At 39.8% G+C, this 25,292-nt stretch carries 27 protein-coding genes and 1 rRNA gene; 7 read left to right on the top strand and 21 right to left on the bottom strand.

Going from position 1 to position 25,292, the window contains the following annotated elements:
* Positions 1–373 precede the first annotated feature (373 nt).
* Complete coding sequence (locus tag A9479_RS17015) at positions 374–853, top strand: RNA-binding protein (RefSeq protein WP_064664087.1); 480 nt, start codon at positions 374–376, stop codon at positions 851–853.
* Here A9479_RS17015 and murI read toward each other — a convergent pair.
* A complete protein-coding gene (murI, locus tag A9479_RS17010; RefSeq protein ID WP_064664086.1) occupies positions 816–1,604 on the bottom strand; it encodes a glutamate racemase in 789 nt (262 codons plus the stop codon). The two genes, A9479_RS17015 and murI, sit on opposite strands and share 38 nt — an antisense overlap.
* A gap of 66 nt (positions 1,605–1,670) precedes the next feature.
* The gene (locus tag A9479_RS17005; protein WP_024601505.1) at positions 1,671–2,795 is read right to left on the bottom strand and encodes a DUF5610 domain-containing protein; all 1,125 of its coding nucleotides are present in this window, start codon (positions 2,793–2,795) and stop codon (positions 1,671–1,673) included.
* Positions 2,796–2,959: 164 nt separating this feature from the next.
* Here A9479_RS17005 and trmA point away from each other — a divergent pair, with 164 nt between their 5' ends.
* A complete protein-coding gene (gene trmA / locus A9479_RS17000) occupies positions 2,960–4,057 on the top strand; it encodes a tRNA (uridine(54)-C5)-methyltransferase TrmA (protein ID WP_064664085.1) in 1,098 nt (365 codons plus the stop codon).
* A gap of 73 nt (positions 4,058–4,130) precedes the next feature.
* On the opposite strand, the gene A9479_RS16995 is transcribed toward trmA, so the two are convergent.
* From A9479_RS16995 to ccoG, 4 genes are all read right to left on the bottom strand, one after another.
* Complete coding sequence (locus A9479_RS16995) at positions 4,131–4,769, bottom strand: thiol:disulfide interchange protein DsbA/DsbL (protein ID WP_008113400.1); 639 nt, start codon at positions 4,767–4,769, stop codon at positions 4,131–4,133.
* 19 nt (positions 4,770–4,788) lie between these two features.
* A complete protein-coding gene (locus A9479_RS16990) occupies positions 4,789–5,412 on the bottom strand; it encodes a thiol:disulfide interchange protein DsbA/DsbL (RefSeq protein ID WP_013464264.1) in 624 nt (207 codons plus the stop codon).
* A 35-nt stretch (positions 5,413–5,447) separates the two neighbouring features.
* A complete protein-coding gene (locus A9479_RS16985) occupies positions 5,448–6,422 on the bottom strand; it encodes a serine/threonine protein kinase (RefSeq protein ID WP_013464263.1) in 975 nt (324 codons plus the stop codon).
* An 81-nt stretch (positions 6,423–6,503) separates the two neighbouring features.
* Positions 6,504–7,934 carry a cytochrome c oxidase accessory protein CcoG gene (gene ccoG / locus A9479_RS16980; protein WP_064664084.1) on the bottom strand — a complete coding sequence of 477 codons (1,431 nt, stop codon included), beginning with the start codon at positions 7,932–7,934 and terminating at the stop codon, positions 6,504–6,506.
* Positions 7,935–8,216: 282 nt separating this feature from the next.
* On the opposite strand from ccoG, the gene A9479_RS16975 reads away from it, so the two are divergent.
* The gene (locus A9479_RS16975) at positions 8,217–8,576 is read left to right on the top strand and encodes a hypothetical protein (protein WP_013464261.1); all 360 of its coding nucleotides are present in this window, start codon (positions 8,217–8,219) and stop codon (positions 8,574–8,576) included.
* Entirely contained in the window at positions 8,576–8,782 is a 207-nt protein-coding gene (locus tag A9479_RS16970; protein ID WP_013464260.1) for a hypothetical protein, read from the top strand. Before A9479_RS16975 ends, A9479_RS16970 begins: the two co-directional genes overlap by 1 nt.
* 12 nt (positions 8,783–8,794) lie before the next feature.
* On the opposite strand, the gene A9479_RS16965 is transcribed toward A9479_RS16970, so the two are convergent.
* From A9479_RS16965 to gspC, 13 genes are all read right to left on the bottom strand, one after another.
* Complete coding sequence (locus A9479_RS16965) at positions 8,795–9,382, bottom strand: UPF0149 family protein (protein WP_064664083.1); 588 nt, start codon at positions 9,380–9,382, stop codon at positions 8,795–8,797.
* A gap of 21 nt (positions 9,383–9,403) precedes the next feature.
* On the bottom strand, positions 9,404–10,162 hold the full coding sequence (locus tag A9479_RS16960) for a type II secretion system protein N (protein ID WP_064664082.1): 759 nt from the start codon (positions 10,160–10,162) through the stop codon (positions 9,404–9,406).
* Positions 10,163–10,165: 3 nt separating this feature from the next.
* A complete protein-coding gene (gene gspM / locus A9479_RS16955; protein WP_013464257.1) occupies positions 10,166–10,639 on the bottom strand; it encodes a type II secretion system protein GspM in 474 nt (157 codons plus the stop codon).
* Positions 10,636–11,844, bottom strand: a complete 1,209-nt coding sequence (gene gspL / locus A9479_RS16950) for a type II secretion system protein GspL (protein WP_013464256.1) — start codon at positions 11,842–11,844, stop codon at positions 10,636–10,638. Before gspL ends, gspM begins: the two co-directional genes overlap by 4 nt.
* On the bottom strand, positions 11,841–12,827 hold the full coding sequence (gspK, locus tag A9479_RS16945; RefSeq protein ID WP_064664081.1) for a type II secretion system minor pseudopilin GspK: 987 nt from the start codon (positions 12,825–12,827) through the stop codon (positions 11,841–11,843). The genes gspL and gspK overlap by 4 nt, the downstream gene beginning before the upstream one ends.
* Positions 12,827–13,492 (bottom strand): type II secretion system minor pseudopilin GspJ, encoded by a 666-nt coding sequence (gene gspJ, locus A9479_RS16940; RefSeq protein WP_013464254.1) that lies wholly within the window; start codon positions 13,490–13,492, stop codon positions 12,827–12,829. The genes gspK and gspJ overlap by 1 nt, the downstream gene beginning before the upstream one ends.
* Positions 13,493–13,867, bottom strand: a complete 375-nt coding sequence (gene gspI, locus A9479_RS16935; protein WP_013464253.1) for a type II secretion system minor pseudopilin GspI — start codon at positions 13,865–13,867, stop codon at positions 13,493–13,495. It lies immediately after the preceding gene.
* Entirely contained in the window at positions 13,867–14,454 is a 588-nt protein-coding gene (locus A9479_RS16930; RefSeq protein WP_064664080.1) for a prepilin-type N-terminal cleavage/methylation domain-containing protein, read from the bottom strand. Before A9479_RS16930 ends, gspI begins: the two co-directional genes overlap by 1 nt.
* 49 nt (positions 14,455–14,503) lie before the next feature.
* Positions 14,504–14,926 carry a type II secretion system major pseudopilin GspG gene (gene gspG, locus A9479_RS16925; RefSeq protein WP_016900325.1) on the bottom strand — a complete coding sequence of 141 codons (423 nt, stop codon included), beginning with the start codon at positions 14,924–14,926 and terminating at the stop codon, positions 14,504–14,506.
* 69 nt (positions 14,927–14,995) lie between these two features.
* Positions 14,996–16,231: a type II secretion system inner membrane protein GspF gene (gene gspF / locus A9479_RS16920; protein ID WP_064664079.1), complete on the bottom strand. Its 1,236-nt coding sequence runs from the start codon at positions 16,229–16,231 to the stop codon at positions 14,996–14,998.
* A gap of 2 nt (positions 16,232–16,233) precedes the next feature.
* The gene (gene gspE, locus A9479_RS16915; protein WP_064664078.1) at positions 16,234–17,799 is read right to left on the bottom strand and encodes a type II secretion system ATPase GspE; all 1,566 of its coding nucleotides are present in this window, start codon (positions 17,797–17,799) and stop codon (positions 16,234–16,236) included.
* Entirely contained in the window at positions 17,792–19,858 is a 2,067-nt protein-coding gene (gene gspD / locus A9479_RS16910) for a type II secretion system secretin GspD (RefSeq protein WP_064664077.1), read from the bottom strand. Before gspD ends, gspE begins: the two co-directional genes overlap by 8 nt.
* A 23-nt stretch (positions 19,859–19,881) precedes the next feature.
* On the bottom strand, positions 19,882–20,826 hold the full coding sequence (gene gspC, locus A9479_RS16905) for a type II secretion system protein GspC (RefSeq protein ID WP_058155331.1): 945 nt from the start codon (positions 20,824–20,826) through the stop codon (positions 19,882–19,884).
* A gap of 201 nt (positions 20,827–21,027) precedes the next feature.
* Here gspC and hslR point away from each other — a divergent pair, with 201 nt between their 5' ends.
* Together hslR and hslO are read left to right on the top strand one after the other, a co-directional pair.
* The gene (hslR, locus tag A9479_RS16900; protein ID WP_013464246.1) at positions 21,028–21,450 is read left to right on the top strand and encodes a ribosome-associated heat shock protein Hsp15; all 423 of its coding nucleotides are present in this window, start codon (positions 21,028–21,030) and stop codon (positions 21,448–21,450) included.
* 12 nt (positions 21,451–21,462) lie between these two features.
* Entirely contained in the window at positions 21,463–22,308 is an 846-nt protein-coding gene (gene hslO / locus A9479_RS16895; RefSeq protein WP_013464245.1) for an Hsp33 family molecular chaperone HslO, read from the top strand.
* Here hslO and A9479_RS20200 read toward each other — a convergent pair.
* Positions 22,305–22,433 (bottom strand): hypothetical protein, encoded by a 129-nt coding sequence (locus tag A9479_RS20200; protein ID WP_013464244.1) that lies wholly within the window; start codon positions 22,431–22,433, stop codon positions 22,305–22,307. The two genes, hslO and A9479_RS20200, sit on opposite strands and share 4 nt — an antisense overlap.
* A gap of 138 nt (positions 22,434–22,571) precedes the next feature.
* On the opposite strand from A9479_RS20200, the gene A9479_RS16890 reads away from it, so the two are divergent.
* A complete protein-coding gene (locus A9479_RS16890; RefSeq protein WP_064664076.1) occupies positions 22,572–24,110 on the top strand; it encodes a phosphoenolpyruvate carboxykinase in 1,539 nt (512 codons plus the stop codon).
* Positions 24,111–25,030: 920 nt separating this feature from the next.
* On the opposite strand, the gene rrf is transcribed toward A9479_RS16890, so the two are convergent.
* A 5S ribosomal RNA gene (gene rrf / locus A9479_RS16885) occupies positions 25,031–25,145 on the bottom strand.
* Positions 25,146–25,292: the final 147 nt, after the last annotated feature.

Here is a 25,292-nt window from a genome sequence, read left to right as displayed (position 1 = left end):
GCGTATAATACATCCTTTATTTTTCGAGTCAACACTTAATTTTAAACTTTCTTGCGATGATTTAAACTTAAGTTTTACTTAACTCTCTGATTAGCTCGTGCCCCGCTATGCGTTGCGCTCTGCCGTCTCAGTGGGGTCGCATTATAGGGAGATCCGAAAACAGATCAACCTTTTTTTTAGATCTTTTTATCGTTTGCTCAAGTTTCAAACAAATGAGGGTGAAATAGTAAAGAAACTCCTTACTATCGGTTACTTTTTACACTCTTATTAACTATTTGCTATAAATTTCATTGCTATGTTCAATTAAGACGTTAAGATAGCAAGTTCACAATGTTAAATTAATGTTTATTTCCTGTTTATTGGTAGATCAAAAATGAAATTACCCGATCAAAAATCTTTTATCTTCGCAGTTATTCTTTCTGTTGTTGGTTTTGTTATCGTTAAGTTTGCACTTGCAAGCCTAGCATTAGACCCTGCACTTCTATTCGGTGCCGGTTTATTAATTGGTGGACTTGTTATTGCTGCAATGTCATCAGTAAGTACAGAAGAAGCCGAAGTAAAAACAAAAACACTTTATGTTGGCAATCTTCCTTATCGTGCAAATGAAGGTGTAGTTCGTACTTTATTTGAAGAGCAAGGCAAAGTATTTAACGTTCGTTTGTTAAAAGATAAGAATACTGGCAAGCGTCGCGGTTTTGGCTTTGTTGAAATGGCACAAGCAGATGCTGATAATGCAATTGCTAAGCTAAACGATAGTGAGTTCCAACAACGTACTTTGAAAGTACGTGAAGCAAAACAAAAACAAGAAGATGATTCTAACTCTTATCGTTCAGAGTCGGATCAAACAGTGTAACTTGCTTAACCGCTAGTTTATCACTACATACATCAGCCGTTGCATAATAGTGCAGCGGCTTTTTTATGCCTGCTTGATTATCACTTAATTTGAGTAAAGAACTAACTCGCTTAGCAATGGCCGCACCAGAGTCTAATAACTGTACTTGCGTATTAAAGTAATCACTAATTGGTTTAGCTAAAATAGGAAAGTGAGTACAGCCTAATACCAGTACATCGATATCTTTATTAATATTTAATCGGTCTAACTCAGTGTGCAACTTATCGAGATCTAAGTGCTGGGTAAAAAAGAGAGTCTCTGCCAAAGTAACCAGTTCAACACTACTATATAAACTTGTGGTTATCGATGAGGCATATTCTTTTATAAGTGCATCAGTATACGGGCTTGATACCGTTGCGGGAGTTGCCAATAAACCTATATGCTTTGATTGCGTTAATTGCGCTGCGGGTTTAATTGCAGGTACTACCCCAACAATAGGAATATCGGTAATTTGACGTACCGAACTTAACGCTGATGTTGAGGCGGTATTGCAGGCTATAACAATTAAGTCGACATTTAGTGACTCATCTTTAATAAATTGAATCAATCCACATAGGCGATGAATGATGGTTTGTTGCGACTGTGCGCCATATGGCAATAATGCATTATCCATAAAATAGCTGTATTGAGCATGAGGAATGCTTTGCTGAATATGCTCAAGCACGGTGGTTCCACCTATACCTGAATCAAATACCATGATGTGCGCTGACAAACTACCATTCCTACTCTTTACTAAGAACGGCAGTTTGCCATGTAGCTTTTGTAAAAGAAAGTAGTTTTACTCAGTGCCTAGCTTTGCAGTAGCGGCGTTTAATTTATCTAAGTTTTCAAACATGGTGTTAGTGTAATCAACCAGTTTATCTATTTCTTGTTGATCTTGATTTAGCCATTGAATGATACCTGATAGCTGACTTTCTAATCCTAGGGTTTGCGCTTTAGAGTAAGCCGATTTTAGATCATCATTAAAAGGGGCAACAGTTTCGGCAATGGCTTTTTCTGATGTTGGCTTAATTTGTTCATACTCTTTAATGGCAGCAACGGTTTTGCTTTGACGTAAGTCCATTGAGAATGCCACCAGCTGTTCATTCCCTAAACTGAGTTCTTGGGCTTGTTCAAATGCTTTGTCTAAATCACCACTGAAAAAGGTTTTACTTACATCTTGTAACTCTGCCATTAAATCATTTATGGCTTGCTGCTCGTCTTCATTAAGCTCACCGTTTACTGACATCGAGAAAGAGAGCTCACGGGATTCAGAAAATTGCGTACTAAATGATTGTGAATCATCTGTTTTTTGATAGCGACTAGATGATTGCGATTGGTAAGCATCTGCAAAGCTAATACTCACCTCATCACCTTCTGCTGTGGTAAATGTATAATCAGCACTATTGCTTAAACTTACATATTGCGCCTGACTAACAGTTACGCTTGCAGGTTGTGGGTTAAATAAGTTCTGCTCAAATTTATCGAGGCCACTAAAGATACCCTCTTTAGATTTATCAATACCCTCTTCAAGTTCTTGATTAAATACGCCCATGCCTTTTAATTCATCCACAGCCTCATCAACACCCGTCTGCACTCCTTTACGTGCCTGATTTAGCATATCTTGTAGTTTGTCGTTATCGGCACCATTGGCTTTGGCTTTTTTTACCGAGCTTGTAACAAAGTCTAAAACATTTTTTACGACTTCATTAAAATCAAACAGTGGTTTGTCTTTTTTGGTTTCAGCGACCGGCAAACCTAATTCTTTTGCCATTTTGTCACCTAATACGGCAGCAGCCAGTTCTTTTCCTCGTTGCTGATAACTAGTTGGTGGCGAGTCTATTTTAGGCTGTGGCATTGCTTGTTTAGTATTGTATTTATTAGCATTACTGTTTGGAACAAAACTAAAGTTACCTATTTTCATGAGAAGACTCCTATTTAGACTTACCCTTATATCGGCCAAGTAAGCCTATACTGTAGTAAAATGCTCAAAAAAAGCTCACTATATTTGATCAAAACTAGACAAATACGCTTCGCTCCCTACAATAGCGCCGATAAACAGATCTCAACGATAAGGTTATACCGTTAATGGCAGTTATAAATATAGATACCACGCAGTACGATGCACAATTAAATGAAAAAGAGCAGCGTATTACAGAGCAATTTCAACGTTTTGGTGTAAAACAGTTAGAAGTATTTAGCTCTGAGCCCATTAACTACCGCCAACGTGCAGAATTTAGAGTATGGCACGATGGTGACGATCTGTTTCATATTATGTTTGATCAACAAACAAAAGATAAAATACGTGTTGATACCTTTGACCCTGCAGCTCCTTTAGTAGGTGAAATTATGCAGGTGATGATTGATAATTTAAAAGACTGCGAAGTACTACGTCGTAAGCTATTTCAAATAGATTATTTATCAACCCTCAGTGGTGAAATTTTAGTGAGCTTGCTTTATCACAAGCCACTTGATGAACACTGGTTAACTGAGATCAATGCCTTAAAGGAAAAGCTAAGCAGCCAATACAAAATTGACTTTATTGGCCGTGCACGTAAGCAAAAAGAAAAATTGGGCGATGACTTTGTTACTGAGCGCTTAATGGTGAATGGCCAAGAGCTAATCTATCAGCAGGTAGAAAATAGCTTTACTCAGCCTAATGCGAAGGTAAATATTAAGATGTTGGAGTGGGCACAAGAGTTATGTAAACCACTAAACAATGATTTACTAGAGCTGTATTGTGGTAACGGAAACTTTTCAATTGCACTTGCGGGCTCATTTAATAAAGTGCTGGCAACAGAAATATCAAAATCGTCTGTGCATTCAGCGCAATATAATATTGCTCAAAACCAAGTAACTAACTTAGATATTATTCGCATGTCGAGCGAAGAGTTTACTCAGGCAATGAAAGGCGAGCGTACTTTCTCTCGCTTAGATGGCATTGACTTGAGTAGTTACAACTGCCAAACCATCTTAGTCGACCCGCCTAGAGCAGGCATGGACACGCTTACGTGTGACTTAGTGGCTAATTATGAAAATATTATTTATATCTCATGTAACCCAGACACATTAGAGCGTGACCTTGAACACTTAACGCAAACCCACGAGGTTAAGCGCTTTGCAATATTTGATCAGTTCCCTTATACACACCACATTGAATCTGGTGTGTTTTTACAACGTAAATAAAAAAAGCATTAAACAGCGCACGTTGTAAGAATAAAAAAGCTCCTTAAGGAGCTTTGTTATTTAACCAAACTACTTATTTATTTGCTAAGTAATTAATGAGTGCGCTTACATCTTCTGGCGATGAAATGCCTGACTCACCACCTAAGTTAAGCTTGTATTTACCATTAACGATAAACGTAGGAACGCCACGTAGTGCCCCTTTGCCTTTAAAGTAATCTTGGTCACGTTTCATTTTAGAGCTAAGTGTACGTACCGAGAAGCTTTCAAATAATTTATCAAACTTGTCGCCATCTACGCCTTGAGCTAAAAATACATCTTTTACATCTGCAAGCTCATTAAAACGAGCGCGCTTTGCATGGATATGATCAAACATCGCTGAAATAATTTTATCTTTTTGAGGTAGTACTTCAGCTGTAGCTAATGCTTGGCTGATCATGGTTTGATGTTCTGGGTCACGTACACCCACAAAATCTACATGGCTTTTCTTAAACTTTACGTTTTTATCTAGCTTAGGTTTGATCTCGGCCAGCAGTGGTTCCATGTTATTACATGCAGGACAGTAAAAAGAGAAAAACTCTTTTACTTCTGGTTTTCTGGTTGCACGATCAGAGACGACATCGTAATGCACGCCCTCTTCGTAAGTGGCAGCAAAACTGGTTGCAGCTAAAGGGAGTAATACAGCAAGTAACCCTGCTTTAACTAATTTGATCATTATTGTGGTGCTCCAAAAATTATAGTTTTAGTAAAAAGCTAATTAACTCATCAAGTTCTTGTTGGCTCTTGATTGTATTAATATTGATTTTATATTTGTCATTTACGATAAATGTAGGCACGCCAGTTAATGCACCAAGTTCAGAATATTTATTCTGCTTATCTTGCATGGCACGTTCAGCTGCTATGATAGGCAAACTGGCGATGTCGTTATCAAACGTCGTGTTATCAATAGCATTAAGCTCTAATAACTTTTTAACGTCTTTAATTTCAGTTAATGGCGCACGTTGTATATGAATGCTTTTAAAAATTTGCGCTGTTACCGCTTCAGCTTGACCGTGTTTCTTTGCGATTAAGTAAGCAAAGCTTAAATTACTTTGCGCTTGTGGTGAAACGCCTCCCAAAAAGTTGACATGATTTTTTACAAATTCAGCCCCTTCAGGTAAGTTTTCTGCAATCCCTTTGGCTACCGGCTCAAATTTAAAACAATGTGGGCAATAGAAAGAGAAAAACTCGGTTACATTCGGGGTTTTACTTTTTTCAACATCAATTACAGTGTATTGATTACCCGCTTCAAAGTTAGCAGCTAATGCTGCAAAAGGTAAACATAGGATCAGTAAACTTAGTTTTAATTTTTTAAGCATGAATATCTCGTTATACTTCTTTTTAAATAAAAATATTATGGCAATAATTTTAACGGGGCTTCTTGCAAAGCTGCAAACTGCTCTTTAAGCGCTAAAATTTGTTGCTCCCAGTATTTGTCATCTGCAAACCATGAAAAGTTCCGTACAAAAGCAGGATCACTCCAACGTTTTGCAACCCACCCCATGTAATGAATCATACGCATAGCGCGAAGCGGTTCGATCAGCTTAAGTTGTGAGTGATCAAAATCGCAAAACTCTTCATATGCATTCACTAAAGTGTCTAACTGTAACAGCTGTGTTTGTCGATCGCCACTGAGCATCATCCATAAATCTTGAATTGCAGGACCTTGACGGCTATCGTCTAAGTCAACAAACATTAATGCATCTCCTGCCCATAGGATATTACCAGCATGGCAGTCACCATGTAAGCGAATGCCTTCTACATTTTTATATTGCTGTTGAGTTTGAGCAATGACTAAATCTAAAATAGTGTAAAAGGAAGTCTCTAATCCCATAGGGACTAACTTACTTTTTTGTAAATGAACTTTAGCTGTATCTAAATATTCATCACAGGTAACGGTCGGTCTTTGGGTAAAGGGTTTCGTTTTGGCTACTTGATGCATACGACCGATTAAACGCCCGAGCACATCGAGTTGATCTAAATTGTCCACCTCAAATAAACGCCCGCCTACACTTGGGAACAAAGTAAATAAATACCCTTGATGTTCAAACAAGCTTTGCCCATTGTGTTTTATTGGCGCCACCACCGGTACTTCAGCGGCGGCTAGTTCAAAAGCAAAGTCATGCTCTTCTTGAATTTGCGCTTTGCTCCAGCGCTCAGGGCGATAAAACTTAACGACGTAACGCTTTGCACCCTCGGCCACAAATTGATACACCCGATTCTCGTAGCTATTTAGCGCTAACAACCCTGACTCAGCATAAATATCCACGCTTTCTATGGCATCCAAAATAAGATCTGGGGTTAAGTCAATAAAGCTAAATTTACTCATATATTTCTTATATAAAAAGAAAAGCGGGAATATCCCGCTTTTTTGTTAATAACAGTGCTCGTTTGCCTTTAATAAAGCGACTTATCGAGCCTTAAAAAAGTTGCTTGGCTGCGATACTTTATTATCGGGCTCGTTTATTGGCGACAACACAAAGTTAAACTCGGTCATTGGCGCTTTTAAATCATAAGGATCCATTACCAGTGATAGCGGTACATTATGCGATTCACCAGCGTTTACTGTAAAGGTAGTATCACCTAAGTATTTATAATTATCTAACCCTGTTACATCAATAGAGAATGTTTGCTCGTATTGTGCTTTGTTAATTACTTTTAAGGTGTAGGTGTTTTCAACTAAACCATTAAAATCGACACGATACAACTGATTGCGGTCGCGAATAATATCAAAGTCCATGGTTTTACGCATGGCGATATTAGCAACCAGCGCACCGGTAAGTAAGATTAAAATAACACTGTAACCAATCAGCTTTGGACGCAGCGGATGGGTTTTATTCTCCGGTGTTTCTAAATTACGCTCGGTGGTGTAAGAGATAAGGCCTCGAGGGTAATTCATTTTATCCATTACGCCGTCACAGGCATCAATACAAGCGCCACAGTTTATGCACTCATATTGCAAACCATTACGAATATCAATCCCGGTTGGGCAAACCTGCACACACAAGTTACAGTCAATACAGTCACCTAAACCTAACTCTTTAGGGTCTTGTTTACGAGAACGTGGCCCTCGGTTTTCACCACGAGTTTCATCATAGCTTACAGTAAAGGTGTCTTTATCAAACATTGCTGACTGAAAACGTGAATACGGGCATATATGTAAACACATAATTTCTCGCATCCACCCAGCGTTACCATAAGTACAAATAGTAAATACAATGATACTAACTAAGGCATAACCGCCTACATTAAAGGTAACAAATTCAGGCAGTAGTTCGCGAATAGGCGTGAAGTAACCAACAAACGTTAACGCAGTATATAAAGAAAATAATACCCAACTAGTGTGCTTAGCCGTTTTACGCCAGAACTTGTCAAAATCCATCGGCCGTTGATCTAACTTTTTACGTTGGTTAGCGCTGCCCTCAAACTTTTCTTCAAACCAAATAAAAATGAAGGTCCATACTGTTTGCGGACATGTATAGCCACACCATACTCGACCATAAAAAGTGGTAACCAGAAATAAGGCAAACGCTGCTAGCATAAATATAAATGCAAGAATGGTGAAATCTTGTGGCCATAGGGTTAAGCCAAAAATATTAAATTTTTGCTCCATTAGCTCAAATAAAACAGCTTGTTGACCGTTAAAGTTGATCCATGGCAATAACATAAACGCCAGCATGCCTAAAAAGCCAATACGTTGTCTTAGTAATTGATGGAGTCCTGAAACAGCACGCACATAAATACGGTTGCGTGGGTTAAATCTATCTTCTTGACGGCTCAGATCGGTTTTTTGGATCTTAACCTCTGTTGGTATGTTTTTTACTTTAATTTGCTTATCCATTGAAGTTCCTCAACGCCGCTAGGAAATAAAAATTCAGCAATCTTTTTGTACTTTTCGCCTAAGTGTAGCAACTTACATGCTAAACATAATACGCTTTAGGTCGCACTTGTATACTTTCAGATATTTCAGAAGTATCTAATTACTCCCCTTATTATACGCATATTGGCTAAAATTACTGACTAGATTGCTAATAATTTATTCAACTTGTGACTTGCTTTTAAGGTGTATTTTATTACACTTGCCGGCTACTAACGTGTTGTTTGGATCAAGGTTTGTGTATTTATGAAGAAATTTTTTATACTAGTGGTTGTGATCCTAGCATTTTTTACCATTGATCACCCCTTGGTAAAAGAGCCTCGTGAGCGCTTACTCGGTGATGGTATAGGCTTGTTAAGCAGCACAACTAAAGTCGATCGTTTTCCTGTCGCAACCATGACAAGAAACAAAATCAATAAACAGTTAGCACTTTCCAGATCCGAAGAAGACTATATTGATAAAACCTTTACCAATGATGAATCAGTAAAGTTGTTTGAACTACGCTATTGTCGTCAAGGCGATCTAAACCTCTACTTTTATTCAGAACGTTTAACAACGGTATGTCGCATTATCAAAGAGTCATTAGCGCAAGCGAGAGTGAAATAATGGATTTTTCTGGATTAAATAAAAAAGCAAGTAACTCATTTCACAAGCACCGCACTATGCTTAAGCAGTTGGCACAAGGTAAAACACTTAAATGTGAGCATTGCCAAGGTGTATTAACGTTAAATTTAGCCACCAGCGAACCTGGTAAGGGAGTAATACAGTGCAAACAAGGTTGCACTGATATCGAATTAGAGATTGGCGCTTAAGGCTGTACCTACCTATTCATCCCACCCTTCATCGGTATACAAACCACTATTAAGCGCGACAATTTCTATAAGTTCAGCAAAACCTAACGCAAAGTCGCCCATTAATTCATACTGCTGCGCACACAAATGTAATTCATCGATATTATTTTGCTGTGCAATCTGTGCAATCGTTGGTTTATCTAATGCAAAAAAGCTAAGAGTCGCCTGTGCACTTTCAAGCGCTTGCTTGTATTGAATATCTAGTTGCTCACTCTGGAGTAACTTATGAGTATACGTTTGGCTTGCAGTTAAAAAACCTGCAGACCACTGCTGACAAAACTCAAGGTCAAACTCAGCGGGTAACTTATAACCAAGTTCAAATACTTGTTCACTTACTTGATGATGTAATGCCATAAACAAAAACAACATGTCTTCATCAAGGTCATTCGCGGTATTAGGTAGAATTTGCTCTAACCATTGATGTACTTCTAATGGCTCAGGTGAACAAATAGTGCCAAATAAATAACCTTGGCTTTGAATAAGGCTCATTGCGCCTGATTGGGTATTTAAAAACTCGCTGAGCAGCTTGGCATGCTGCTCAGTAAACTGAGGTATTTGCATTAAAACTCTTTATATAAAATATTAAAATTTAAGTGGATACCGACCTTGGTTATCTGGTCTGCCTAAAAACTTCACCGCGTCATGTACCTCTTTGGGTAAAGTGAGATCAGGTTTAACATATCCCGCAACTTTAAAGTCAAAATTAGCCTTTAGTGTAGCATCTGCTTCTAGCCCTAATCTATTGTCTGGCTCGATGAGTATAGCAACATCGCCCGACTTACAACTTAACTTACCGCTTAAATCGCCTATATTAAACCAGCCAGTTAGCCCTTGCACATCAATATCAGGGCTGGCCATTTCACCTTGTAATGATTGACAATAAGGAGCGCCTGAAACGTATTCATCGAGCTCTAAAATTACACGCCCTTTAGCAGTAACCGGTAACGGTAAATCAATGCGCTGCATAGCACGCTCAACCGTTGAACGCACTACAGTATCAGTTATTCTAAGTTCATCATTTGTGAGAGAATAACTAATATCTGCATACCCAGAAATGTCATCACGTTCGCGAGGATTACCAAAACGTAAGTTAGTATTTACTTGAGCTTTAAAGATTGACCAGCCTGATATATCCCAACGTACATTGTTCAACTGTTCACCTTGAAAGCGAAGCTGCATTATTTGACCTTGCCATAGCGTACCAAAAGTTTGCCCTACCTCTAACTGCGCAGGTAAGTAAGGTTTAGCAAAATTTAAAGCCACTGCAGCGGGCAATTTAATAACGCTAAAAACAAGAAAGCTAATTACAAAAACGATGGATAAAATTATTATTTTTTTCATTAACTACTTCTCTAATACTAAACGGCTAACGCGTACATAACCGGATTTATCATCTTGGCTTAAATCTAAATTTTCTACGCTTAAACCATGCTGATTAACCAGCTCGTCAATCCATTGGATTAATTGATTAAACTCAACTGAGTCGAGTGTTAAACGAAGTGAATTATCATTTGGCTGCATTTTACTAATATTAATGCTGTAACGACCGCGCGTATTATTCACTATTTGGCTGAGGTTTTGATTGCTCACCGCTTGCGCTTTACCTGCTGCTTTAAGTTTAACGATACTGTCGTCTACCCATGCTAGCAATTCTTGCTGTTTTATTTGTGATTGTTGCGCATTTTCTATTGCCGTATTTAAGGGTCTAAATATACCCATTACCAAAACAAAAATAATAAATACACCACCCGCAACCATTATTAACTGCTGCTCTTGTTCTTTTAATGAACCCCAATATTTCATGAACTGCTGTTTCATTGTGCACCTCGCAGTCTAATTTCGCCGACGATATAATCACCATCATTATTTAACGACCCCTGCTCAACAGTCACACCTTGCTGCTCAAGAATGGCTTTAACCTTACCAAAGGTTTGAAAGTCTTTTGCACGAGCACGAATACGTAATTCATTACGGCGCTTATCAAAACGTAAGGTTTGCGGTGTAAATTCGCTCACTTGTGAAAATACACTCACCAGCTTGCTGGTTAAATCTAAAAAGCCAGCATCGCTCGTACCTTGTACTTTATCCAGTGCCCCCTGTATTTGATTTTTAATTAAGTGAGGGCGCACCCGCGTGCCTGGAAAGGCTTTTTGAAATCGCTCTACTACTTGTGATTTAGCTACCTCAAGCTGCGAATTAAGCTGATGTAATTCAACCGCTTTAATAGCCACACTCGATAGCAAAGCAATAACACTAATTATGGTGGCACTTTTCCAGTAACCCCACCATAAAGCCGTTTTCTTTTTAATCGTGTAAGGCCCTTGACGCAAATTAAATTTAAGCTGATCTAACTGCTTAGCAAATAATGCTAACGGCAGCTCATAGTCACTGGTTTGCGGATGCAAAGTAAGCGTTTCGGGAAATTGCTCTGCAGGGCTGTAATGTTTTATATCAGGGTTACCTAAAGCCGTTAGATATTCCTTTAACCAGCTGCTTTCAACCGCACCGATATGCCAGTCACCTTTTTTAAATAGCCATTGCTTGTTGAGCTCAATTGCCGCTACACAAGGCTCTTCTGCACTGGGCAATAACAAGCCATCCGGCACTATTTTATGAGCAGTGAGCTGGTGTTGCTCAAACACCTCTAACCAGTGCTCAAACCAATCGCGATTCATTAGCGCAACCCTAATTGCATGCTGCGCTTCAACCATTGTCGGCTCCCCTAGCGCTATATAGATATCGTCTATATCACAGGCAATATCCTCTTCGAGCATATAAGGCAGTGCTTGCTCTAGCTTACGGTTCCATTTAGTTGGCAGTATCACCGTTTTTAATTGCACTTGGTCGCATGGTAAAAGTACCACGAGCTCTCGGGTTGATGCTTTTTCAGTTAACTCACTTAACTGGCTGGCATTTTGTAACTCGCCACTGGCTATTATTTCTTGTTCTTGTGGTGAGTATATTAACCAGTTAAGTAAGTCTTGTTCGGTTTGACCCGTGCGGATCAACAGTATCTCTGTCACTGTACGCCTCCAAATTTTCGCGCCAGTATCGTTACCTCGCCATTGCTGGCATACAGTAATGTGGTCATCGAAAAACGCAAATCAACAAATTTTGCCTGCGTTTGTAATTTAAAATATTCACTTTTCACACTAAAAAGTTTTTCTACTACTTTGATGTTTTTACCACCTTGTTGTAATACAGATTCAAAAAACTCTTCAATATTATCAAAACCATTTTCAGGACGCGCTGCAATTACCGCTTGAGCGCCTGAAACACTAAGCTCATCTATTAAGCCACTGAGTAATAATGCTTGCTCTTCAGTGATTGTATTAACATTGATTGAAAGTAATGTGCTACCTGGGATCACACAGACAAAAGGCAGCACTTTTTCCATAACCAAAGGATTAAACCCTTTAATTAAACGCAGTTCAGACACCGATGCAAATAAGCTATTAGCCGTCATATATGGAAACTGACGAGATAAATACTCCCCCTCTTCGGCACCAGAGCGATAGGTTATACTGTTCTCATCAAGCCAATCAAACACACTGTCGGCCATCCCTTCTTCTGATTCATCACTGGGTAAATCATCTATATTTTCTAAAATAGCAAACAACGCTTTATGTGCTGGGTTAGTTTTATTACCGCTATTTGGGTCTGGCTCAACCCCAAGCGCGTTTAAATTTAAACACGCTTGTAAATCAGTCAACTGGCCGCTTAAAGTGCCGTTCTCAACAGGGTACTTAACATCACCTTGCTTTGCCCACGGCTGCGCTAATGTGGTTTTTTCTGGATCGTCTTTTTTACTTTGAATTAAACCTTTAATTGCTAGCTCTTCAGCACCATAGGCATACCATTTCGCTTGTTGCTGACTTTGTAAATTGGTACTTCTTTGTACTTGCACCATTAAATTAGCACTCATTTCAACGGCTAAAATAGCTGCAAGCGCGACAATAAATAACACAATAACCAAAGCCGCGCCGCGCGAAGATTGTTGGTTCATCAAGGCGTACCTCGGCCATTAGGTTGCGACGGGTTAGTCCCCTCAGTTACTGGTTTAGGTAGCTCTTTACCGAGTCCTGGCACTAAAAACACACGCCTAATTGGTTCTGCGTCCATTTGCTTTATAGTTACCGCAACGGCTTTAGGTAATGCCTTAATTTGCCAGTCTTCTTGCCACTTACCGCTACCATCTAAAAACTCAAATTTAAGCTCTTCGACTGCGGCTAAAATAACTTGGCTACGAGGCTCCATATTATCGAGTTGATCGACATAAATGCGATATACGCGTTCTAACTTGTCATCAATGACGCGATAACCAACAGCTTGTAACTCTGAGCGAGGAAGTAAGTTAATGGGATTCATCCAACCATCACGTACAAAGGCAATACCATCAAGCTGGCTTTCTAAAATGTAGCGTCCAGCAAGTAAGTATCCCTCTTGAAAATCTCCAGCTTCATTACGTACTTGGCGTTTAGTCATTTGGCTAAAGTCTTGATCCATCAATCTAAATGCAGTTTGTAAGCCATTTAGTTCAGCAATTTTTTCATCTGATGCTTGTTTAGCTCGCGTTGTGGTATCAAGTATTTGGTGGGTGGCCATAATCACAAACGCCAGCACACCCAGTGCCACCATCACTTCTAATAATGTAAAACCGCGCTGCTTCACTTAAAGCTTACCTTTATTTAAGTAAGTGCTTAACTCATAAATTGAATTTTCGTACTTATCATCCGTAAACACATTAATAGTGACTTTTACAAAGCTCTTGTCGGCAGTGGGCACAACATCTTGGCGCCAAAACCATTCAATACCCGCCATCATCTCACTGCCGCGGGTACCATTTTTACCTTGCCATTTTTCGCCTTTCGTTCGTTGTTCTACCAATACATTCTCAGCGACCCATGAGCCATACGTTTGTTCTTCAATACTTGATAAGTGATGAATATGCTCACCGGTTGCTTGCATTGCCGCAATACCCGCCATGGCACAAATACTCAGTGCAACTAAGACTTCTAATAATGTAAACCCGTGGTATTTTTTCATTATTGGGGCTCTCGACGAAAATCGACTGGGGCTGCAAATTTACCTTCAATAAAGTACACCGGCTCTGACTGATCTTTTAATTCAAGCATGAGCTGAAACGCACTTACATCGGCAGAGGATAAAATAAGCACTTGCGGTACTTTTAACTTTTTAAGCTCTAATAAACTGTCTTCATTGTTACCACTCATTAGCTCACGCCAATTTGACTGCTCTAGTAAGTTATCTTGTGCCCAAGGTAGGTCTTCAAGATTAAGTGTTAATTTAAATTGGGGTTCGATCTCAATTGGCTTAAATAAAGCTTCACGATCAAAGCTGGTCCACTTTTCGCCATCAAAAACTAAAAATTCAAGTGTATTTTGCTCAACTAAAAGGCCTAATTCTATTTGATTAAGCACCGCAAATTCCGATGCGGCATTAATGGTGGTATGCAGCCTATTTGCTTGCTTGTCTAACGCTTCTTCAGCGCCGCCATCTAAGCTGTATACCACCATTTTGATGGCAAAGGCGATGATCACCAATACCACTAAAATTTCTATTAAACTAAAACCATAATGCTTTGCACTCAGGTGCTTAGGGCTTACCTGCATGGCAAGCCCCAATGTATTATGTTTAAGTGCATGGTAAAGTTATTGGTCATTACTGCTTATCTTCATCCCAATTACCAATGTCATCTTCGGTGGCTGGTTCGCCATCTGGACCCATCGAAAAGATATCAAATTTACCTATTTCTCCAGGGCTGATTAATTGGTAATTATTACCCCATGGATCTTCCGGTAACTTGCTAATAAAGCCACCATCAGGAAAACGCTTTGGAATGGGCTCAATACTGGTTTTAGTAACTAATGCCTCTAAACCTTGCTCTGTACTTGGGTAGCTTTTATTTTTAAGCTTGTACAAACTCATAGCATCTTCTAACTGCTGAATATCTAAATGCGCTTTATCAATAGCCGCTTCTTCTTGCTGGCCCATAATATTAGGTGCCACAATCGACATGATCATACCGATGATAACCAGTACCACCATGACTTCTAATAAAGAAAAACCTGATTGTTTATTCACGTTATTACCTCGTTATTCTAAAAACACTAAGCAAAAATGATTTGTTTAAATCATTAATATAAAAAATACTTAAAGACCTACGGCCTTGTTCATTGCCATAATTGGCTGCAAAATTGCCATTACTATGAAAAGCACAATCACTGCCATAGAGGCAATCATTGCCGGTTCCAATAATTTTAATGACACATTAACCATACTTTCAAACTCGCGATCTTGATTGTTAGCAGCACGCTCTAACATTTGCTCAAGTTCACCGGACTTTTCACCACTGGCTATCATATGTAGCATCATTGGTGGAAACAACTTAGTTTGCTGTAGTGAAGCACGAAGACTCGCCCCTTCACTGACTCTTTCTGCGGCATCTGCCACTGCTTGCTTTATTTTTTCGTTAACCAACACCCCACCTGAAATACGCATTCCTTCAAGTAGCGGCACTGAGCTTGACGATAAAATACTTAATGTACGGGCAAAGCGCGCTGTGTTAATCCCTCTGGCAACCTTACCCATGCCTGGCATATGTAATACTTTTGCATCCCACCAAAACCGTACTTTAGGCTTTTTAAGTGCATATTTAATTCCAATAGCAATCGCTGTGATCGCTAATAAACTAACAAACCAATAGTTTTGTACAAAATGACTACCCGCCATGACCCATTCGGTTGTCCAAGGTAATACTTGTTTGGTTTTTTCAAACGTTTTTAGTATTTTAGGCACCACAGTACCTAATAATACTGAAACAATACCAATAGCGAACACGACCAAAATAATGGGATACACCATCGCTTGCGTAATTTGGCTACGCATATGTTGGCGTTGCTCGGTGTAATCAGCCAATCTGTTAAGTACTTGATCTAAGTGACCTGACTTTTCACCTGCGGCCACCATTGCACGGTATAAATCGTCAAATACATGCGGAAATTCACTCATCCCATCAGCAAGCGTATACCCTTCCACCACTTTAGATCGCACAGACATTAACATACGTTTTAGCCGTGGTTTTTCACACTGCTCAGCAACCGCCATCACGGCACCCTCAACGGGTAAGGCTGACTGAATTAGGGTCGCAAGTTGACGTGTAATCAAAGCAAGATCTGACGTTGATATTGTCGGCTTAAATAAAGAGCCTAATAATGGCGCTTTTTGACCTCGAACTTGTTTATCATCTTGAGCAGCTGGCACCACCTCGAGGGGGGTTAGCTTTTGATCGCGTAAAAGTTGGCGAACTTGCTTTGCTGTATCCGCTTCTAAAATTCCTTTTTTTTCTTTTCCCCGGCCATCTAATGCACGGTATTCAAACGCCGCCATTGTTAGCCTTCCTCACGGGTTACGCGTAATACTTCTTCAAGCGTTGTTTTACCCGCAAGTACGCGGCTGCAGCCATCTTGACGAATACTTGGGCTGCGTTTACGAATATATTTCTCTACGCTTTGCTCACCTTTACCGCTGTGGATCATTTCACGAATAGTTTCATCAACGACTAATAATTCGTGAATACCTGTACGACCACGATAACCGTTAAAGTTACACTCTTCACACCCTACCGCGCGGTAAATCGTCGGAGCATTATCAAACGGTACGCCGAGTAATTCACATTCACGCTCATCTGCAATATGCCCTTCTTTACAGCTATTGCATAAGGTACGTACTAAGCGCTGGGATAATACCCCCAGTAATGAAGACGACAATAAGAATGGCTCAACACCCATATCTTCCATACGGGTAATTGCACCTGAGGCGGTATTGGTATGCAATGTAGACATAACTAAGTGACCAGTCAGCGATGCTTGTACACCAATTTGAGCGGTTTCTAAGTCACGTATTTCACCAACCATAACCACATCAGGATCTTGACGTAAAATAGCGCGTAGGCCACGGGCAAAAGTCATATCAACCTTGGTATTAACCTGTGTTTGGCCAATACCTGGGATTTCATACTCAATGGGATCTTCAACCGTTAAAATATTGCGATCCCGCGAGTTAATTTGGCTCATACCTGCATATAAAGTAGTACTTTTACCAGAGCCTGTAGGGCCTGTAACTAAGATTATACCGTGAGGCTTGCTAATTAAGTCGGCAAACAGCTCTCGGTTTCGAGCTGTCATACCTAAGTCTTCTAGATTTAAACGTGCATTGTTTTTATCAAGCAAACGCAGTACCACGCGCTCACCAAAGCTCGATGGCATAGTCGATACACGCACATCTACTGCGCGTCCTGCAATACGCAAACTAATGCGACCATCCTGCGGTATACGTTTTTCTGCGATATCGAGTTTGGCCATTACTTTAATACGCGATACCAGCAAAGAGGCTAGTTTACGATTAGGTTTTAAAACTTCTTTGAGTACGCCATCCACCCGAAAACGAATAACCAGCTCTTGCTCAAATGTTTCAATGTGAATATCAGAGGCACCTTCTTTAATTGCCTCACTGAGCATGGCATTAATCAGCTTTATAATTGGCGCATCGTCGTCACCGGCAAGTAAGTCTTCAGTTTGAGGAAGCTCATCAGCTAGTGAGAATAAATCAACCTCATTACCAATGTCTTCCATCATTTGCTGAGTTTCTGAGCTGTCACGTTGATACGATGCTTCTAGTAATAGCTCAAACTTATCATCTTCTAGTTGCTCAAGTGTAAAGCCATGTCCTGCAATACGACGCACTTCTAATAATACATCAACATCAAGCTCACCACGGTAATACACAATTTGGTTATCTTTATGCTTACTGAGTAACGCGCCAACACGTCTGGCATAAGAAAACGGCAAACGTTTTGCAGGCAGTTCAATTAAGTCATCTTGAGCAAGCTGTTCATCATTACTATGAGTAATTGGATGAACAACATCTTGATTAATATCTTCTATCGCATTAGTCATCATTACGCTCTTGTGCATTTTGTTTGCGTAAATGCTCTTCATACGTTGGTGGTAACAACAATTCGTCATTCCACTCAGGTAAAATAGGTGTGTCTGACATTGGCATTAAATTAATACCATCTTCACGTTTTTTAAATTGTTCACCGCGAATAAAGTTATATTTATTAAAGCTAAGTTTATTCATACTAACGCCATCGCGAATAATGGTCGGTCTTATAAATACAATAAGATTACGCTTACGCTTTGTTGTATTAGTTGACTTAAATAAGTGCCCTAAAATAGGGATGTCGCCTAGTAATGGCACTTTTGACACGCTTTCTTGTACATCTTCATCTATCAAGCCGCCTAGTACCACCATGCCGCCATCATCGGCCATCACGGTTGTTTTAATTGCGCGCTTATTGACTGAAATATCAACTGCTGTTGCACCACTAACACTGGAAACTTCTTGTTCTATAGTCAACTGTACCGCTGAACCATCATTAATTTGCGGTGTCACTTTAAGCTTTATACCCACTTCTTCGCGCTCAACCGTCTGGAATGGGTTCGTATTATTACTACCTGTTTGCGAGCCAGTAATAATTGGCACTTCTTGGCCAACTAAAATAGACGCTTCTTCGTTATCCATAGTGGTAATAGATGGAGTCGCTAGGATATTAGAGTTAGTATCGGTTGAAACCGCTTGAACAATTGCGCCCCAGTCGTTTTTTATCACTCCCATGGCTAAACCATTAATACCACCAAGTAATGAGGCTAGTGGGCCGTAGTCACCTTCAGTTGTTTCATCATATTTGGTGACAGTACCTGATTCAGTACCAATGATATTTTTAGTCACCGTTTTATCACGGGCTTGTTCTGCCGCTACGGCTAACGAACCAACAGGTACTGTTGTACCATTATTAAATTGTAGCATCCCACCTTGCTCTGAAATCCATTGCAGGCCAAAGTTAACGCCATCACCTTCCATCACTTCAATAATAATGGCTTCTACTAATACTTGTGCGCGGCGAATATCTAAACGCTCAATAACCGATTCAAGTGAACGCATCGTATCTGGCTGAGCGGTGATCACTAAAGAATTTGAATCAGGATGTGCTTCAATACTCGTGTCGTTTCTATTACTACTACGCGCATTGTTGGTTGCTCCGCCTTTTGAATCCTCTGCCAGCGATTTACTCACACCTTGAAGTACTTTGACTAAATCTTCTGCCTTTGCGTAGTTTAGGTAAAATACTTTGGTATTACCTTGGCTTTCAAGTTCGCCGTCGAGACGTTTAATAAGCTCAATGGCGCGGGTACGAGCTTGACCTTCACCACTCACAATCACGCTATTAGTTCGGCCATCAGCCACAACTTTAGGAATTAAAAACTCAGGAACGCTGCCCTTGCCACTGTCTTTATAAATATTATCAACTACCGATACCACATCATCAGCTGTTGCATATTTAAGTTTTACAATATCAACGCGCTTATCACCCGCTTGGTCAACAGAGCGAATAATTTCTACCAAACGATTAACTGAGGCTGCGTGTCCTGTTAGCATCATCACGTTAGCGGCATTAAAGTTAGCAACATGACCGCCATCTTTTTGGTCACTAAACTGGCGAACCAAAGGGCCTAACTCTTGTACGCTGACATTTTTAACTCGCACAACCCGAGTGATCATCATATCGCCAGCTGCATCGCTGTCCGTTGTAATTAACGGTACATTGGATTTTTTAGCATCTGAACTTTTTTCTATTTTTATAATGTTGTTATCCATTTCAACAGCTGAATAGCCGTAAACTTCTAATACATTTAAAAAGAATTGATAATAAAGTGCCTCATCCATTAACTCATAACTGCGCACATTAACTTTGCCACGCACGTTAGGATCAATAATGATGGTTTTATTAAGGTTTTTGCCCACAATATTAATAAACTCATTAATATCTGTGCCCTTAAAGTTAGCAGCATATTCAACAGCAGCAACCGACATAGAGAGACTTGCCGCTAAAAAAAGTGCCGCATACTTAGCTAACCCTTTTTTAATTTTTTTGAGGTGTAGCACCTGAACCATTATGTTAAAACTCCAAAGCTAAGTTATTGCAGACTAAAAAGCACATCGATTTGCTCACCATCACGCTCAATGGTGATAGTTGCATCGGTACTATTTCGCAGCTCATTCATTGCTGCCATAGCCTGTTTTAAATCAGTTAATTGATAGCCGTTAATTGCCACGGCCAAATCGTTATTTTGTAATCCCATTTGTTTAAATAATTCAGGCTCTTTCCCTGGACTCAAACGGTAACCAATAAGTTCCCCATCATTCATAGCTTGGGCAACACGTATGTAATCAAATAATTTACCTGGCTCTTCTAAAAGCTCTTCGCGGGTTTCTATTAATGCTTCTTTTACTTCAAGGTTGGCGGTTGCATCTATCTGCTCTTCACTTTGCGTTGAAGGTGCTAACGGCCCCATCTCAGGCTCATCTCGCGCAGCAAGTACCGGCATAGACACTGTTTTGGTAAAGTCGAGCCCATCAAGCATTAAGGTTTCAAAGCGGCCGCTTACATCTAAAATGACACGGTCTGGGAGTATTTGCGATACCTTTGCACGTGTACCTTGAATAACATCTTCAACTAAGTAACTCGCCTGGCGACCTTGCGATTCAATAATGGCCATCCCCGCTTTATCATCATTACTCACAGCAACAATACCGGTTAAATTTATACTTAAGCGCGTTTCAGGGGCATTATTAATAACTTTGGCTTGGGGGGCAGTATTGGTGTTTTTTGTTACATTTACTTTACCAAATAAAAATTGCCCAATAATCGAATCGACAGACTGGTTATTGCCGCCCGTGACTTGACTAGAGTAGCTACTGGGAGCAAGAGGAGTTGTTACTGGGTGCGGCCATAAAAGCCAAACGAGCTTTGATGACAAAAATGCAATATAAACAATAACTAAAACCATAACTAACACGCTTAATTTAGCGTGTGGCAAACGGTTTAATAGCAGTTTAAATTGTTGAACGTGCTGTTCCATAAGTAGTGTTCTTATTTTAATTTATAGCGAAATCACCCAGCCATAGTACCTTTTCATTTTTCATTCAACAAGCACGCTAATATTAAACTTTGTAAACAGATTAATTTATCTTCCTCATTAGTTACAGAATCAAGCTATAACTTCATGGCATACCTATTTCATGGTAATTTAGCTAATAACCGAATTTACTAGAGATGTTCCATGACAAAAAAAGCTAAACTTAACGACAACTCAGAAAACTCGAGCGAACTTAAAGTCAGGTTAGATAAATGGTTATGGGCTGCTCGATTTTATAAGACGCGAGCAATAGCACGCGAAATGGTACAAGGCGGCAAAGTACATTATAATGGTCAACGTAGTAAGGCCAGCAAAATTGTAGAAATTGGCGCCGTTATAAAGCTAGCCCAGGGCGTTGATGAAAAAACTGTCACAGTATTAAATATACTTGAAAAGCGCCAAAGCGCCCCCATTGCACAGACCTTGTATCAAGAATCTGATGCAAGTATTGCTAAGCGTGAAGAAAATACTATCGCACGCAAAAATAACAGCTTCTTTGCACCTCATCCGGTTAAAAAGCCTGATAAAAAGCAAAGACGCGAACTTTTAAAAATGAAATCAAGTTAGGTATAGCCGCTCATGCAACAAGATTTACTTCATCGCTATTTATTCGACAATCTCGATGTTCGTGGCGAACTCGTACAAATAGACAACGCTTACAATGAAATGATTGCTAAACACAATTACCCAGAACCCGTTAAAGCATTACTAGGTGAGCTGCTTGTTGCAACCTGTTTATTAACAGCAACATTAAAGTTTGAAGGCGAAATTGCCGTTCAACTACAAGGTGATGGGCCGGTAAAATATGCAGTTATTAATGGTGACGACCAACAAAATATGCGTGGCATAGCACGACTTCAAAGTGAAGTGACTGGGTCAACAGTTAGAGAGCTTATAGGCCAAGGTTACATGGTTATTACTATTACTCCAACGCAAGGGGAGCGTTACCAAGGTATAGTGCCTTTAGAGCATGATACCTTAAGTGAATGTATAGAAAGCTATTTTGAGCAATCTGAACAATTAAAAACGCGCCTTTGGTTTGCAACCGACACCACAGAGGGAAGCGCCAAAGCATGTGGGCTATTTTTACAAGTGCTACCTGTTGATAAACAAAAGTCGATTGAAGATTTTGCTCACTTAGAAGCACTCAGCAATACCATTAAAGATGAAGAGCTATTAGAGCTCGATGCCAATACTATTTTAACGCGTCTATATCATGAAGATAATCCGCGAGTATTTGATCCTCAACCAATTCAATTTAAATGTGGCTGTAACCGCGAAAAAACGATGACGGCTTTAGTTAATGTTGGTCAACAAGCGCTTTTGGACGATGTTGAAAAAAATGGTGAGATTAAAATTAGCTGCCATTACTGTTTAAAAGATTATGTGTTTAACGAGCAAGATATAAAAAGTATATTTAACTAATCTACTTTTATAAAACACAGCACAAAATAGCCATAATTTTTTATGGCTTTTTTGTGCCTAAAAAATGACACCGGTATCACAAGCTGAGCATTTTTCATGACACCGGTATCATTGAAATTATTCATGTTTTTTCCTTAATTTATATGTTTTTACGGCGTTTATAAGCTCGAATATCCTTAATCCATCTGTTACTATAATTGCAGCTTAAAGGTTACTAAGACCCAGAGCTATCCCGTTCAATCTCACACAATTTAGGTATAAACATGACTTCAAGCGCTACCCGTTTTGTCGATCTAACTGCAGCTGAACTTGTCGAACACGCTATCAGCCGTGGCGAAGGGACTTTAGCCGCCAATGGTGCTTTTGTAGCTAACACTGGTCGTCGTACCGGTCGTTCTCCAAAAGATCGTTTTATTGTTCAAGAATCAAGTACTGAAAATGAAATCCAATGGGGTAATGTAAATCGCCCATTCGATGCAGATAAGTTTGACGCGTTATGGGCACGTGTAGAAGCACATGTGCAAAGCAATGACCACTTTATCTCTCACCTTGAAGTTGGCGCTGATCCAGAGCACTATCTTCCAGTGGTTGTAACAACAGAAACTGCTTGGCACCATATCTTCGCTAAAAACATGTTCATCCAACCAGAATCATACAACAAAGCAGACTTCCCTCAGTGGCAAGTAATGAATGTACCTTCGTTTGTATGTGATCCAGAACGCGATGGTACCAATAGCGATGGCACAGTTATTATTAACTTTGCACAACGTAAGGTGTTACTTGCTGGCATGCGCTACGCGGGTGAAATGAAAAAATCGATGTTCTCTGTGCAAAACTTCCTACTACCAGCGAAAGGTGTATTACCAATGCACTGTTCTGCTAACGTAGGCGAAGCAGGCGATACTGCGTTATTCTTTGGTTTATCTGGTACAGGTAAAACAACCTTATCAGCCGATCCAACTCGCTTCTTAATCGGTGATGACGAGCACGGCTGGGCACCAGGTAGTGTATTTAATATCGAAGGTGGTTGTTACGCTAAATGTATCGACCTTTCTCAGAAAAACGAACCTGTTATCTGGGACGCTATTCGATTCGGTACAATTTTAGAAAATGTCGTACTTGATGAAAATCGCGTTCCTGATTTTAATGATACCAGCCTAACTCAAAATAGCCGTGCAGCTTACCCACTAGAGCACGTTGAAAAACGTAAAGTTGAAAACCGCGCAGGTGAGCCTAAGGCTGTTGTTTTCTTAACATGTGATGTAAGTGGTGTCCTTCCTCCAGTATCTGTACTAACCGAAGAAGCTGCAGCATTCCACTTCTTAAGTGGTTACACTGCAAAAGTAGGCTCTACAGAAATTGGCTCTACCAGTGACATCGAATCTACATTTTCAACCTGTTTTGGCGCACCTTTCTTCCCACGTCCTGCAGGTGTCTACGCAGAACTTCTAATGAAGCGTGTACGCGAGTTCGGCGCTAAAGTTTATCTAGTTAATACAGGCTGGACAGGGGGTCCTTACGGTATTGGTAAGCGTTTCGATATTCCAACAACACGTGCTGTTGTTGACGCAATCGTATCTGGAAAATTAGCTGGTGTTGAAACTCAACACATTGACGTGCTAAATCTAGACGTACCAGTTGCAGTACCAGGCGTTGATAGCATGCTGCTTAACCCAATTAACACATGGGAAGACAAAGCAAAGTATGCTGAATATGCAGCTAAACTAGCCGCTGATTTCACAGAAAACTTCGCAAAATACGACGTATCTGAAGAAATTAAAAATGCAGGCCCTAAGGTTTAATAATCACCTTTAACCTCATAATTGAAACGCCAACCTTGAGTTGGCGTTTTTGATCCTACTTGTTTTTACTCAATAAATATCATTTCTTTAATATATTCTGCAAAATCATCTAATAGCTAAAATAAAAACCATAGTCAATTTCAGCCCAGCTTAAATGAGTTTTTCTATATGCATACAGCGATCTTATAAGGCCTTAAAAAAGCCGTAGCTGATTCGTTTAAACATTATATATTTAGGCTAGCAATATATGCGTACATTAGACTTGATAGCGATGTGAAAGACACGCTTCCCCTTCTATATTCAGGCTCACACACGACTATGACTTCACCAGCAAATTAGATTAGTATTGTACACAGTACTAAGTAATCACGTTGGGCTTAATCGCTGAACTCCTTTAGCATTTTACATAATACCAATCCGCAATAATACTCAATCATTTTGCGGAGCTAAACGTGTCTCTATCTGTGTTAAAAAATTCTCATTTAGAACAACTAAATAGCGAATTTTTTGCCTAGCTATCAACCCGTTTTTACTACCTCAAAATAGACCGCTTAATTAAGCGAATTGGTATAACATCTATCACCACAGGCCTTTAGTGTGTCATTCCTGCGTACGTAAAAAGCCCGACGATTGCTAGTCGGGCTTTCTAAATTTGGAGCCATGGTAATATCGTAGTGCCTACAGCGCTCTAGAGCCACACAGCAAGGTACACTTATGTTTTTTAATGGAATGAATTGGACTCTGAGGTAGTCGGTGCGTTCTTTTACCCATGAGTTTCGTAATACTCAACCCATGCTACAGTGGTCAAGTTAACGCTGTGCAGCTGATAGCTGATAGCTAACGGCTGATAGCTAATATTTTTACTTTTCTGCAGACGTAAAAAAGCCCGACTATTTCTAGTCGGGCTTTCTCAATTTGGAGCCTGGTAATGTCCTACTTTCACATAGCAAATGCTACACTATCATCGGCGCTGTTTCGTTTCACTGCTGAGTTCGGCATGGGGTCAGGTGGGTCCAAAACGCTATTGTCACCAAGCAAATTTGGTGTAAGGTCGATTTTATCGAGCTTACTAAAATTTGGAATTCTGATAATAAAGAGTAATCAAGTATCTACTTTAGTTATATTAACTTCTTCGCTTAAACTATCACATAAAACGCGTTTGGCGTTGTATGGTTAAGCCTC

Origin of the sequence: Pseudoalteromonas sp. MQS005, assembly GCF_001661605.1 — a bacterium.
Classification (GTDB): domain Bacteria; phylum Pseudomonadota; class Gammaproteobacteria; order Enterobacterales; family Alteromonadaceae; genus Pseudoalteromonas; species Pseudoalteromonas tetraodonis.
This window is presented reverse-complemented; position numbering and strand designations above follow the sequence as displayed.